This is a genomic window from Telluria sp. AIW5 (assembly GCF_056680575.1).
This window is the reverse complement of the sequence record NZ_CM155289.1, coordinates 1611062-1623350: the sequence shown is the minus strand read 5'-3', so window position 1 is coordinate 1623350 and position 12289 is coordinate 1611062. Positions and strand designations below refer to the sequence as shown.

Genomic DNA, 12289 nt, shown 5'->3' with positions numbered 1-12289 from the left:
ATGCATCATGAACTCAGCCTGATTACCACCATCGCCGCCGCCCTCGGTTTCGGCCTCCTCTTCGGGATGCTCGCCGTGCGCCTGAAACTGCCGGCCCTGGTCGGTTATCTCGCCGCCGGCATCGTCATCGGCCCCGCCACGCCGGGCTTCGTTGCGGACGTGTCGCTGGCCTCGCAGCTGGCGGAGATCGGTGTGATGCTGCTGATGTTCGGGGTCGGGCTGCACTTCTCGCTGCGCGACCTGCTCGATGTGCGCAAGATCGCCCTGCCCGGCGCCATCCTGCAAATCGCGGTGGCGACCGCGATGGGCATGGGCATGGCCCACCTGTGGGGCTGGAGCCTGGGGGCGGGGCTGGTGTTCGGCCTGGCGCTGTCGGTCGCGAGCACCGTGGTGCTGCTGCGCGCACTGGAAGGACGGGGCATCCTCGACTCGATGAACGGACGGATCGCGGTCGGCTGGCTGGTGGTCGAAGACCTGGTGACGGTGCTGGTGCTGGTGCTGCTGCCGGCGCTCGCCGGCCCGCTCGGCGGCAAGGGGGCGGACGGCGACACCTCGCTGCTGTACGCGCTCGGAAAAACGCTGCTGCAGGTCGGCGCCTTTGTCGCTTTCATGCTGATCGTCGGCCGCAAACTGTTTCCCTGGTTCCTGTGGCGGGTTGCCAAGACGGCGTCGCGCGAACTGTTTACGCTGGCGGTGATCGCCGCCGCGGTTGGCATTGCCTACGGCTCCTCGGAGCTGTTCGGCGTCTCGTTCGCGCTGGGCGCCTTCTTCGCCGGCATGGTGCTGCGCGAGTCGGACCTCTCCCACCGCGCCGCCGAAGAGTCGCTGCCCTTGCGCGACGCATTCTCGGTGCTGTTCTTCGTGTCGGTCGGCATGCTGTTCGATCCGGCGGTGCTGGTCGACAGTCCCTTGAAGGTGCTGGCGGTGGTGCTTGTGATCATCTTCGGCAAGTCGATCGCGGCGATGGTGCTGGTGCTGGCCCTGCGTTATCCGCTCAATACGGCGATCACGGTCTCGGCCAGCCTGGCGCAGATCGGCGAATTCTCCTTCATCCTCGCGGCGCTCGGCATTTCGTTGCAACTGATGCCGCAGGAAGGGCAAAGCCTGATCCTCGCCGGCGCCATCATCTCGATCGCGGTGAACCCGCTGCTGTTCAAGGCGATCGAACCGCTGCAGCGCTGGCTGCGGGCGAACTCCGAGGCCGTGCGCAAGCTCGAATCCTCGCCCGATCCGCTGGCCGAGCTGCCGATGACGGTGCCGCACGAGCGCCTCACCGGCCAGGTGGTGCTGGTCGGTTACGGCCGCGTCGGACGCCGCATCGCCGATGAGCTGACGGCGCAGGGCGTGCACTTCGTCGTGGCCGAGCAGAACCGCGAGCTGGTCGAAGCGCTGCGGCGGCGCGACCAGCCGGCGGTGGTGGGCAATGCGGCCGAACCGGCGGTGCTGATCCAGGCCCACATCGCGCGCGCCGCGGTGCTGGTGATCGCCACGCCCGACACCTTCCACGTGCGCACGATGATCGAGACGGCGACCATGCTCAATCCGACGATCCGCTGCCTGGTGCGCACCCATAACGAGGAAGAAGCGGAACTGCTGCGCAAGGATACGGGCGGCAAGGTCTTCCTCGGCGAGCATGAGCTGGCGGCGAGCATGACGCGGTATGTGATGGAGACGCTGAAGGAGACGGAGCAGCAGCACTGAGGAGTGTGCCGACCTGCGCCGGTTTTCGTAGGGTGGGCGCCCCGTGCCCACGGGGTTTGGTCGCGCTAGCCGCTGTGCCAACATTATGCATATGTCCGCGTGGGCCCGGGGCGCCCACCCTACGGAATGCATCGGCCAACAATAAAAAAGCCCGCTGGCGTTTAACGCACAGCGGGCTTTTTATTCGGAAGGACCGGCTCAAGCCGCGACCATCTCTCCGGTCTCCGCGCACAGCTTGAGGTTGGCGTGCTTCGGCGCGAAGTGCAGCAGTTCCTTGCGCTCTTCCAGCAGCGCGAACACGGCGTCCTTCGACAGCACGTACTGGTCGAGCAGCGTGTCCTTCAGCGATTCGATCAGCGCGCGGTAGTCGCGCATCGCGCCCAGCGTGTAGCTGTAGAGTTCATCGGCCTTCTCTTCCATCTGGCGCAGCGTGTGTTCGCCGCTGGCGTCGTTTTTCAGCTGGCTGTAGTCGATCTTCGAGCGCGAGTACATCGACAGGCGGTTGACCATCAGGTTCAGCATCTTGGTCACTTTCTCGATGTCGTTCTGGGCGCCGACCGAGATGCCGCGGGCGCCGTAGAACAGCTCTTCGGCCGCCATGCCGCCATACAGGCCGACCACGTCGCGCTCGAGTTCTTCCAGCGTGCGCAGCGACATGTCGTCACCCGACTGCAGCACGTAACCCAGCGCGCCTATCTTCGAGACCGCTTCGGTACTGATTTTGAGCAGGTGCGACTTTTCCTTCACTTCGGCCAGGCTCAAACCGGCGCGCAGGTGCGGGTCGATCTGCATGAAGAAGTGACCCAGTTCGTGCAAAGCGATGCGCTCGCGCTGCTTGTGCTTTTCATGTGTCGTGGCGCGGTCGGTCAGGCCGATCGTGGCGCGCTCGTAGGCTCGGAACAGCAGGTCGGTATTGATGATGACTTTTTCCTGGATCGAGAGCATCGAAGCGCGCTCGACCACGGTTTCCAGCAGCGCCGGGCTCAGGTTCTGGGTGATCTCGGCGATCTGGTCCAGGTCGAGGTCGTTGTAGTCGACCAGGCCTTCTTTTTTACGCGACAGGAAACTCTTCAGCAATTCGCGGCGCTCGCCCTTGTTCGGCAGGCGGAAGTTGATCTTGACCGAGAAGCGGCGCAGCATTGCTTCGTCCATGTCGGTCGAGGCGTCGTCGAAATTCGAGGCGACCACCCAGATCACGCCCTGGCCCTTGTCGCTTTTGACGCCGTCGAGCAAACCGAGCAGGGTGTTGGCGGTATCGTCTTCCCACTTCTTTTCGCTGCGGCCGCGCGGCATGAACAGGCTTTGCGCTTCGTCGAGGAAGATGATGCACTTGCCCTTGGCGCAGGCCTTGCGGTACAGGGCACTCAGGGCTTTCGAGCCGCCGCCGACATAGCCCGACTCCAGGGCCGAGCCCGAGGCCGAGATCAGCGGCATGTCCAGGCGCTTGGCCAGATAACCGACCAGCTTGGTCTTGCCGGTACCGGCAGGCCCGGTCAGCATCACGTTGAACGGCTTGTCGATGTTGTGCGACGCGTATTCCTCGCGGTTGCGAATCATGTCTTCCAGGTGCAGCACTTCCTGCTTGATGTCTTCCATGCCGATCAGGTCATCCATGCTGCCCTTGAGCTTGTCCGGCATGATCATGGTGGAGCTCGCACCCATGCCTGGGATGCCGAACTTCAGCGAGTAGACGATCAACAGCAGCAGCACGATCTCGAACGCATGGCGCTTCATGAAGTCAGCCGCGTCGGCGGCCACCGAGCCGCCTTCGTCGAGCACGGCCTTGTGCGAGGCGAGGAAATCGTCCCTCGCGATCGAATACGGAATCGCGTTCTTGAGCAGGACTTCGCGCTCGAGGGAGAGGTGCGAGGTGCTCGGCACCTTGACCACGTGCAGCGCGGGCGCGCTCTTGAACTTGAAGACGTAGCGCGGCGACTCCGACAATGGCTTGGCCACCATCAGGTACTCGAGCTTGTCCTTCTGACCGGCCAGGCGGGTGATTTCAGAAATGTCTTGCGAATGAACGACCGGGCTCGGATCCTGCGGCGCGTCGGCCGTATAGATCGCAATGCCGGTCACGGCGCCCAGCAGGACGGCGGCGGCGATGCGCACATAAACATTCTTGAAGGCAATCTGAAGTCGGGCAAAGTTGGGCATGTTCGGAACTTTACAAATAATTGGATGCGGATACGACAGTGCAAACAGCGGTTGCCGTTCCGAATAAGGCTGGCGGAAGGGCGGCGGCTCTTGGAGGCCGTAGGCATGTCGAACATATGCGTTCGACATCGTTTTGATGCCCTGAGGCAATAGGGATAGAGAGACTATACCCGTAAAGAAAACGCAGATGTATACGCCACGCTTAAAATTTCTTGATCGGCGTCATAGCTGGAAACCTTGACAACGCTATTCGTTGCCAGCCTGGCAAAAGATGCGTTCCACGCGTGGCATTTATGAAAACAGTTAATACTGTTTCAATGAAAATCGACTGAAATCATGTTGATTTGATATTTCCGAATTGACGCGCTGTCGCATTTCTTTCACAGGGTGCGCCGCCCTCCCGTGGCTCGCGCGCCTACTTGCCGCAGAGCTGTTTTCGGCCCGAATCGAACGCGGGTGCGCGACAGCGATTTGTCTTGCTCGACCATACGGGCATCGCTTCCGATGCCCTCCCCGCTTTCCCTGGTCCGGTACGCCTGGCGGCTACCGGGTACGCCGGGATGGCAGCGAGAAGTTCGAGCAGGTGCCGCCAACGATTGGAAGCGTCGGGCGCTTCACGAACCTGGTGGAGCGGCCGCGGGTTCACTGCACAGCGCATACAGCTTGCACAAGGTATTCCAGTTACGCGAAGTCGTGTTGTCGCCCAACTGCTTGCCGAGCGCGGTTGCTGCGGCACTGGCCAGGACGCCTTCCGGACACCAGACGTAGGCCGCGCGCTGGCCCACGGCAAGGGCTTCCGCGCCCCAGGCGCGTTCGCACAACGGCGCCACCGCGTTGCGCATGGCTGCATCGCCGAGGATGAATACCAGCAGGCGCGCATGGTCGCTTGCCTGGGCCAGCAAGGTATTCTCGGCCAGCACGGCGGCCAGTTCCTCGCGGCTGAGCACCATCACGCGTGCGGCCACGCCCAGCTTGAGCACGAGCTGCTCTTCGATCGCGGCCGCGGCCACCGTGGGTCCGACCGCATCGGCGGAGAACACCAGGTTGCCGCTATTGAGGACGCTGCGCACGTCGCTGTAGCCGATGTCGCCGATCAGCTTGCGCAGATCGGCCATGGCCACGCGTTTGGCGCGGCCGACGTTGATCCCGCGGATCAGGGCAATATAGCGTTGACTCGTCATGTGGCCATGGTACCGCCCACGGGAGGCGGGCGGCGTCCGGCTTTACTTTCTGTTACTTGACCAGCCCTCTTATTTGACCAAGCCTTCCTCGCGCAGCGCCTGCTGTACGGCCGGACGCGCGGCGACGCGGGTGCGGTACTCGCCCAGCACCGGCCAGTCCGCCAGGCTCACGTTCAGGAAGTCCGTCCAGCCGAGCACGGTAAACAAATAGGCGTCGGCCACGCTGAAACGCGTTTCCAGGAAGTCGCGCCCGGCCAGTTGCGCGGCGACGTAGTCGAGGCGCAGCGCCAGCATCTTGCGCGCATGTGCCTTCATGTCGTCGGTCGCGGCGGGGTTGAACAAGGGGCCGAAGTTCTTGTGCAGTTCCGCCGAGACGAAGTTCAGCCAGCCGACCACTTTATAGCGTGCGGCATCGCCCACGGGCGGTAGCAGGCCGGCGCCGGGCGCCAGGTCGGCCAGGTACTGGACGATGGCCGGGCCTTCGGTCAGCAGCGTACCGTCGTCCAGCGCCAGGGCCGGCACATAGCCTTTCGGATTGATGGCGCGGAAATCCTCGCCGCCGGCCGTCTTTTTTTCGCGCAGGTCGACGCGCTCGGAGGTGAATGGCAGGCCTGCCTCGAGCAGGACGATGTGGGGCGACAGCGAGCAGGCGCCGGGGCTGAAATACAGTTTCATGGGTATCCTTGTCTGGTAGTAATGGACGCGCCAGGCATGCGCAAACGACAAGCCAGGCGGAGCATGGCGAGAATACAATACTCGGCGTACCAGTGCTTGGGGTGGCGCAGAAACGGCCCACGGGGAGGGAATGCACGTGGCGCTTGCAGGACGACGAGGCCGTGCTGCGATGAGTGCGACGATGCCGTGGCCGCAGGTCGAAAGCGCACGACAAGCTGAGAACACGGAACAGGGACCAGGAAGCGCAAACGACAACGCATCCGGCAGGCGAACGCCAGCGGGACGCGCAAAAGAAAAGGCAGCGCGCGCAGCGTCGCTCAGGACGCCGGGCCGCTGCCTGGCATTACCGAGGGCATGGCAGTAACACGCGCCATGCCGCCGGCATTAGTGCGCATAGTTGCCGGACGACGAAGAGGTAGCCTCGGTGCTCTGCGCTTGCTGCTGTTGCTGCTGTTGAGCGGCGGCTGCTGCGGCTGCCTTCTCTTCTGGCTTTGGACGGCCTTGCGCGTCGGACAGGCGGTACTTGGTGCGGCGGTCGCCCATCAGGTCGCGCAGGTCGCGGATGCTCATGCCGGTCACTTCGTGCATGCGGATCAACAGCGAGGCGCCAACCGGCAGGCGGTGGTGGCGGATCTTGCTGATGACCGGTGGAGCCACCTCGAGCATGCGCGACAGGGCCGCGTCGTTCTTCAGTTGCATCTTGCCGAGCAAGATGTCGAGCAGGTGGTTGGGGTTGTAGCTTTCCTGCGATGACAAAGCATGGTGTGCCATGATTTTTACCTCGTAAAGTGAATGAAATAGTTCCGTTACGAACTTTGTAATGACTACGTTCCGTCAACATAAGTTCCCGGACACGCTCCTGGGCCATTAAACAGAACGAGTCTGATTCCTAGCTTAAAAACAATGCCGGCGTACATCCGTTCTGCTAACACTCCCCGAACGCACTTGTCTTTCAAACAAATTATCAGAGCCTTACGAACCGATCGTGTCCGTCCTGAGCACATGACGCATTGTTGGAAATCAAGCTATCGTGTGGAAAGCTTGTCACATAGGCATTTCAACACATGGGGATAATTTGTGGCGCACGCAAGAGATTTCTTTTACTAATTTGTGTAAAAGAATTTAGGCCGAAGGTCTTGATTTACAACAGGAAAGATATTGAGCAAACGCTGACTCTGCCTTAGTCGCAGCGTTTTAGTTCCTATGCGCAATTTAACAATCTGATTAGAATTGCAATCGTTTCGGACTTGGCAACACATAGTTCCTGGGCGCATTGAATATCGCCCATGCATAAGCCGTATTTTGGTGAGCAGGACCAAATTACGGTAAACTGGCTTGTCGCCTTGTCACAGTCCCAGCCCTTCTTTCCCCCGAGCACTCATGCAGAAAAAAGTATTTATCAAGACCTTTGGTTGCCAGATGAACGAGTACGACTCGGACAAAATGGCAGACGTCCTCGGCGCGTCCGACGGACTCGTGCGTACCGACACGCCCGACGATGCCGACGTCATTCTCTTTAATACTTGTTCTGTACGAGAAAAGGCGCAGGAAAAAGTATTTTCCGACCTCGGCCGCCTGCGCGCCTTGAAACGCGAGCGTCCCGACCTCATCATTGGTGTAGGCGGATGCGTGGCTTCGCAGGAAGGCGAAGCGATCGTCAAGCGCGCGCCGCATGTGGACATGGTGTTCGGGCCGCAAACCCTGCACCGCCTGCCGCAGATGATCCGCGCGCGCCGCAGCAGCGGCACGGCCCAGGTCGACATCAGCTTCCCGGAAATCGAGAAGTTCGACCATTTACCGCCAGCCAAGATCGACGGCCCAGTGGCCTATGTCTCGATCATGGAAGGCTGCAGCAAGTATTGCAGTTACTGCGTCGTGCCTTATACGCGCGGCGAGGAAGTGTCGCGCCGCTTCGAGGACGTGTTGACGGAAGTGGCCGGGCTGGCCGCCCAGGGTGTGAAGGAAATCATGCTGCTGGGCCAGAACGTGAACGCCTACCGCGGCGCGATGGAAAGTGGTGAGATGGCCGATTTTGCCTTGCTGCTCGAATACATTGCCGACATTCCGGGCATCGAGCGCCTGCGTTTCGTCACCAGTCACCCGAAGGAATTTACCCAGCGCCTGATCGATGCCTACGCGAAGATCCCGCAACTGGTGAACCACCTGTATTTGCCGGTGCAACACGGCGCAGACAGGATCCTCGGCGCCATGAAACGTGGATACACGGGGCTGGAGTACAAATCGATCATCCGCCGTATCCGTGCCGTGCGCCCGGATATCGCGATCTCCTCGGATTTCATCGTCGGCTTCCCCGGCGAAACCGAGGCCGATTTCGAGGCCATGATGAAGCTGGTGCAGGACGTCGGCTTCGATAACAGTTTCAGTTTCATCTTCAGCAAGCGCCCCGGCACGCCGGCCGCAAACCTGGAAGACGATACCCCGCACGAGGTCAAGCTGGCACGTTTGCAGCGCCTGCAAGCCCTGATCGATGCCAATACCCGCAAGTACAGCGCGGCAATGGTCGGCACGGTCCAGCGCGTACTCGTCGAGGGTCCGTCGAAGAAAGATCCGTCCGAACTGCAAGGCCGCACCGAGAACAACCGGGTGGTCATTTTCGTTCCGGGCGCCGCGGGCAACGCGCTGATCGGCCAGCTGGTCGATGTGCGCGTCACCGAGAGCCTGGATTATTCACTGCGCGGCGAACTCGTCGCCAATCTCGATACGATTGCCATAGCCAGTTGAAAACACAACCTACCCAACCGTCTTATTTCATTCCCGAGCCGCTCGATAATTCGCGGCTTGCCCACCTGTGCGGTCCGCTCGACGAAAACCTGCGCCAGATCTCGGCCGCGCTCGATGTGACCATCTTCCGCCGCGGCGAGAAATTCATCGTCAACGGCGCCAATGCCGAGCGCGCGGTCGAGCTGCTCGAGCGTTTCTATGCCGTGGCCAACAAAATCGTGCCGATCGAGGAAGTGCAGCTTGCCCTGGTCGAACAGCGCGCCGGCCTGAAGCCTGCCAACGAAGGCGCGGGTGCGGCGGCAGCCCCGGACAAGCAAGCCGATGAGCTTGAGGCAGCCGACAGCGATGCCGAACTCGTCAGCCCGACGCTCAAGACGCGCCGCAGCGACTTGCGCGGACGTACGCCGCACCAGATCCAGTACCTGAAAGCCGTACTCGAGCACGACATCAGCTTCGGCATCGGCCCGGCCGGTACGGGTAAAACCTATCTGGCCGTGGCCTGCGCCGTCGACGCCCTGGAACGCGACGCGGTCAAGCGCATCATCCTGACCCGTCCGGCGGTCGAAGCGGGCGAACGCCTCGGCTTCTTGCCGGGCGACATGAGCCAGAAGGTCGATCCCTATCTGCGTCCGCTGTACGACGCGCTGTACGACCTGCTCGGCTTTGACCGCACCCAAAAGCTGTTCGAAAAGCAGGTGATCGAGATCGCCCCGCTCGCCTACATGCGCGGCCGTACGCTGAACCACGCCTTCGTGATCCTCGACGAGGCGCAGAACACGACCGCCGAGCAGATGAAGATGTTCCTGACGCGTATCGGTTTCGGCAGCAAGGCCGTGGTGACGGGCGACGTCACCCAGGTCGACCTCCATAAAACCCAGCGCAGCGGCCTGGTCGACGCCATGCATGTGCTGAAAGACGTGCGCGGTATCGCCTTCACGCAATTCTCGAGCGCCGATGTGGTGCGCCACCCGCTGGTGGGCCGCATCGTCGATGCCTATGAAATGGCCACTGCCGTCCAGGAACTGGGCGCCTTGCCAAAACCAACGACCACCCGCAATGCAAGAAAAAAACCATCCGCTTGACCTCGACGTCCAGTACCCGGACGCCCGCCTCGAATCGGCCATCACGCCCGAGCTGGTGGAGCGCTGGGTGCGCGCCACCCTGCTGGGACCGGCCGAACTGACGATCCGTTTCGTCGACAGCGCCGAGGGGCAGACCCTGAACCGCGACTACCGCGGCAAGGACTATGCGACCAACGTGCTGACCTTTGCCTACAACGAAGGCGAGGAGCTGGCCGAGGATGAGCCGACCCAGGCCGACATCATCCTGTGCACGGACGTGCTGCAGCGCGAGGCGGACGAGCAAAAGAAAACGGTCGAGGAACACGCGGCGCACCTGGTGGTGCATGGCGTCCTGCATGCGCAAGGGTATGACCACGAGCACGACGAGGAAGCCGAGGAGATGGAACAGTTCGAGCGCGACATCATGGAAGTGCTCGGGTATCCGGACCCGTATGAGGCAGAGTAAAGCGTTGTTGCGTTTGTAGGGTGGGTTACGCCGCTGCCGGTAGACATCTACGGCAGCGGCGTTGTGCGTTTACGCCTTCTTCAACTGCTCCCCGATCGGCAGCTTGCGAATCCGTTTACCGGTCGCGGCGAACACGGCATTCGACAGCGCCGGCGCAATGCCGGCCGTGCCCGGCTCGCCGATGCCGCCCGGTTCATCCTTGCTGACGACGATGTGCACTTCGACCTTCGGCGCTTCATTGATGCGCATCACGCGGTAGTCGCCGAAATTGGTCTGCTGCACCCGGCCCTTGTCGATCGTGATCTCGCCCCACAAGGCGGCCGTGGCGCCGAAGACGATGCCGCCTTCCATCTGCGCGACGATGGTATCCGGATTGATTGCCTGGCCGCAGTCGACCGCGCACACCACGCGGTGCACGCGCACGTCGCCCTCGGGACCGACCGAGACTTCCGCCACCTGCGCCATGTAGCTGCCGAAGGCAAACTGGGTCGACACGCCACGCCCAACCTTGCGTCCCGCGATCGGCGCCAGCGGCTTGCCCCAGCCGGCCTTTTGCGCTGCCAGGTTCAGCACGCCCAGCGTGCGCGGCGATTTATCGAGCAGGGCGCGGCGGAAGGCCACCGGGTCCTGCTTCGCCGCCTGCGCCAGTTCGTCGATAAAACTTTCGACCACGAAGACGTTGTGGGTCGGTCCGACGCCGCGCCAGAAGGCGGTCGGTATGCCGGCCGGCTCATGGCGCACGTATTCGACGCGCATATCGGGAATCGTGTACTGCAGGTCGGCCGCGCCCTCGACCGCATCCGGATCGACGCCATTTTTGACGGCGGGCGGCGCGAAGCGCGACATGATGGACGAGCCCGTCACCCGGTGGAACCAGGCGGCGATGTGGCCCTTGTCGTCCAGGCGCGCCGACAGGCGGTCCACGTAATACGGACGGAACATGTCGTGCTGAATATCTTCTTCGCGGGTCCAGATGAATTTCACGGGTCCCTTGCTCAGTTTCGCAAACGCGACCGCCTGGATGACGTAGTCGACTTCCAGGCGCCGGCCGAAACCGCCCCCTAGATAATAATTGTGGACCTTGACCTTCTCGACCGGGATGCCGGCCACCTTGGCCGCGGCGCCCTGCGCCAGCGCCGGCACCTGCGTACCGACCCAGAGGTCGCAGCCGTCGGCGCGCAAGTCGACCGTGCAATTCATCGGTTCCATGGTCGCATGGGCAAGGAAAGGCATTTCATAGATGGCGTCGAGCTTGCGGCCACCGTCCTTGCCCAGCGCCTTGATGGCGTCGCCGGCGTTCTTCGCGACCGCGCCGCTGCCCTCCGACACTTTCATCATGTCGGCCACGATGCCGGCCAGCGACACATTGGCGTTGGCGCCATCGTCCCAGCGCGGGGCGGCAGCGGCCAGGCCTTGTTTCGCAGCCCAGAAATGGTCGGCGACGACGGCCACGGCGCCCTCGAGGCGCAACACCTGGCGCACGCCTTTCACCGCCATCGCCTTGGCCTCGTCGACGGCAACGAGTTTGCCGCCCGTCACCGGCGAGGCCGCCACGGCGGCAATGCCCATGTTCGGCAGGCGCGCATCGATGCCGAACAGCGCGCTGCCATCCGTCTTGGCCGGCGAATCGAGGCGCTTCATGGTTTTGCCGATCAGCACGAATTGCTCCGGCGCCTTCAGCTTGACGTTTTTCGGCAGCTCCATCTTTGAAGCCGCGTCGACCAGCTCGCCGAAGTGGGCCGAGCGGCCCGAGGCCTGGTGGCGCACGCTGCCGGCCACGACCTGCAGCTCATTGGTATCGACATTCCAGTTCTTGGCCGCGGCCGAGACGAGGACGCTCCTCACCATGGCGCCGGCTTCGCGCAGCGGCTTCCAGGCGCCGCGCACCGAAGTCGAGCCGCCGGTCACCTGGCCACCGAGCAATGGATCGGCATACAGTTCGTTGTTGGCCGGCGCCTGCTCCAGTTTTACCTTCGACAAATCGGCCCCCAGTTCCTCGGCCAGCAGCATCGGCATCGAAGTGAACGTGCCCTGCCCCATTTCCACCTTGTGGATGATCAGGGTGACGATGCCGCTGCGGTCGATGCGAATAAACGCGTCGCGCGCCAGGCCGGCAGGGGTATCGGAATGCTCGGTCGACGCCTGGCCCACGGCTTTCTCGGGCGGCGCTTCCTTGCGGTCATTGTCCTTCTGGCAGCCGAACAGCGAAAAACCGAACAGCAGGCCGCCGCCGGCAGTGGCCCCGAGTTGCATGAAACGGCGGCGCGAATTCGGCACCTGGTGCTTGTCATTCTGGCTCATGCGCG

Annotated in this window: 9 protein-coding genes; 4 read left to right on the top strand and 5 right to left on the bottom strand. The window is 62.6% G+C overall.

Annotation, left to right across the window (positions count from 1 at the left end; translation table 11 throughout):
- Nucleotides 1–1701, top strand: a complete 1701-nt coding sequence (locus AC1MEM_RS07215; RefSeq protein ID WP_499476287.1) for a cation:proton antiporter domain-containing protein — start codon at nt 1–3, stop codon at nt 1699–1701.
- Nucleotides 1702–1899: 198 nt separating this feature from the next.
- Here the strand turns inward: AC1MEM_RS07215 and AC1MEM_RS07210 are convergent, their stop codons facing one another.
- The 4 genes from AC1MEM_RS07210 to AC1MEM_RS07195 form a co-directional block, all read right to left on the bottom strand.
- Nucleotides 1900–3858 (bottom strand): AAA family ATPase, encoded by a 1959-nt coding sequence (locus tag AC1MEM_RS07210; protein ID WP_499476286.1) that lies wholly within the window; start codon nt 3856–3858, stop codon nt 1900–1902.
- Between the two features lie 614 nt (nt 3859–4472).
- Nucleotides 4473–5039 carry a DUF1697 domain-containing protein gene (locus AC1MEM_RS07205; protein WP_499476284.1) on the bottom strand — a complete coding sequence of 189 codons (567 nt, stop codon included), beginning with the start codon at nt 5037–5039 and terminating at the stop codon, nt 4473–4475.
- A gap of 69 nt (nt 5040–5108) precedes the next feature.
- Nucleotides 5109–5714, bottom strand: coding sequence for a glutathione transferase GstA (gstA, locus tag AC1MEM_RS07200; RefSeq protein ID WP_499476283.1), 606 nt, complete (start codon nt 5712–5714; stop codon nt 5109–5111).
- A gap of 384 nt (nt 5715–6098) precedes the next feature.
- Nucleotides 6099–6485, bottom strand: coding sequence for a hypothetical protein (locus AC1MEM_RS07195; RefSeq protein WP_499476282.1), 387 nt, complete (start codon nt 6483–6485; stop codon nt 6099–6101).
- Between the two features lie 609 nt (nt 6486–7094).
- Here AC1MEM_RS07195 and miaB point away from each other — a divergent pair.
- The 3 genes from miaB to ybeY are packed head-to-tail and all read left to right on the top strand — an operon-like array spanning nt 7095 to nt 9983.
- Nucleotides 7095–8456: a tRNA (N6-isopentenyl adenosine(37)-C2)-methylthiotransferase MiaB gene (gene miaB, locus AC1MEM_RS07190; RefSeq protein WP_499476281.1), complete on the top strand. Its 1362-nt coding sequence runs from the start codon at nt 7095–7097 to the stop codon at nt 8454–8456.
- Entirely contained in the window at nt 8453–9538 is a 1086-nt protein-coding gene (locus AC1MEM_RS07185; RefSeq protein WP_499476279.1) for a PhoH family protein, read from the top strand. The genes miaB and AC1MEM_RS07185 overlap by 4 nt, the downstream gene beginning before the upstream one ends.
- Nucleotides 9513–9983, top strand: coding sequence for an rRNA maturation RNase YbeY (gene ybeY, locus AC1MEM_RS07180; protein ID WP_499476277.1), 471 nt, complete (start codon nt 9513–9515; stop codon nt 9981–9983). Before AC1MEM_RS07185 ends, ybeY begins: the two co-directional genes overlap by 26 nt.
- Nucleotides 9984–10052: 69 nt before the next feature.
- Here the strand turns inward: ybeY and AC1MEM_RS07175 are convergent, their stop codons facing one another.
- Nucleotides 10053–12284: a xanthine dehydrogenase family protein molybdopterin-binding subunit gene (locus tag AC1MEM_RS07175; protein WP_499476276.1), complete on the bottom strand. Its 2232-nt coding sequence runs from the start codon at nt 12282–12284 to the stop codon at nt 10053–10055.
- Nucleotides 12285–12289: the final 5 nt, after the last annotated feature.

Bases quoted from the DNA above. Each gene is read 5' to 3' on its own strand.
- AC1MEM_RS07215 (WP_499476287.1), top strand. From the start codon at position 1: ATGCATCATGAACTCAGCCTGATTACCACCATCGCCGCCGCCCTCGGT.
- AC1MEM_RS07210 (WP_499476286.1), bottom strand. From the start codon at position 3,858: ATGCCCAACTTTGCCCGACTTCAGATTGCCTTCAAGAATGTTTATGTG.
- AC1MEM_RS07205 (WP_499476284.1), bottom strand. From the start codon at position 5,039: ATGACGAGTCAACGCTATATTGCCCTGATCCGCGGGATCAACGTCGGC.
- gstA (WP_499476283.1), bottom strand. From the start codon at position 5,714: ATGAAACTGTATTTCAGCCCCGGCGCCTGCTCGCTGTCGCCCCACATC.
- AC1MEM_RS07195 (WP_499476282.1), bottom strand. From the start codon at position 6,485: ATGGCACACCATGCTTTGTCATCGCAGGAAAGCTACAACCCCAACCAC.
- miaB (WP_499476281.1), top strand. From the start codon at position 7,095: ATGCAGAAAAAAGTATTTATCAAGACCTTTGGTTGCCAGATGAACGAG.
- ybeY (WP_499476277.1), top strand. From the start codon at position 9,513: ATGCAAGAAAAAAACCATCCGCTTGACCTCGACGTCCAGTACCCGGAC.
- AC1MEM_RS07175 (WP_499476276.1), bottom strand. From the start codon at position 12,284: ATGAGCCAGAATGACAAGCACCAGGTGCCGAATTCGCGCCGCCGTTTC.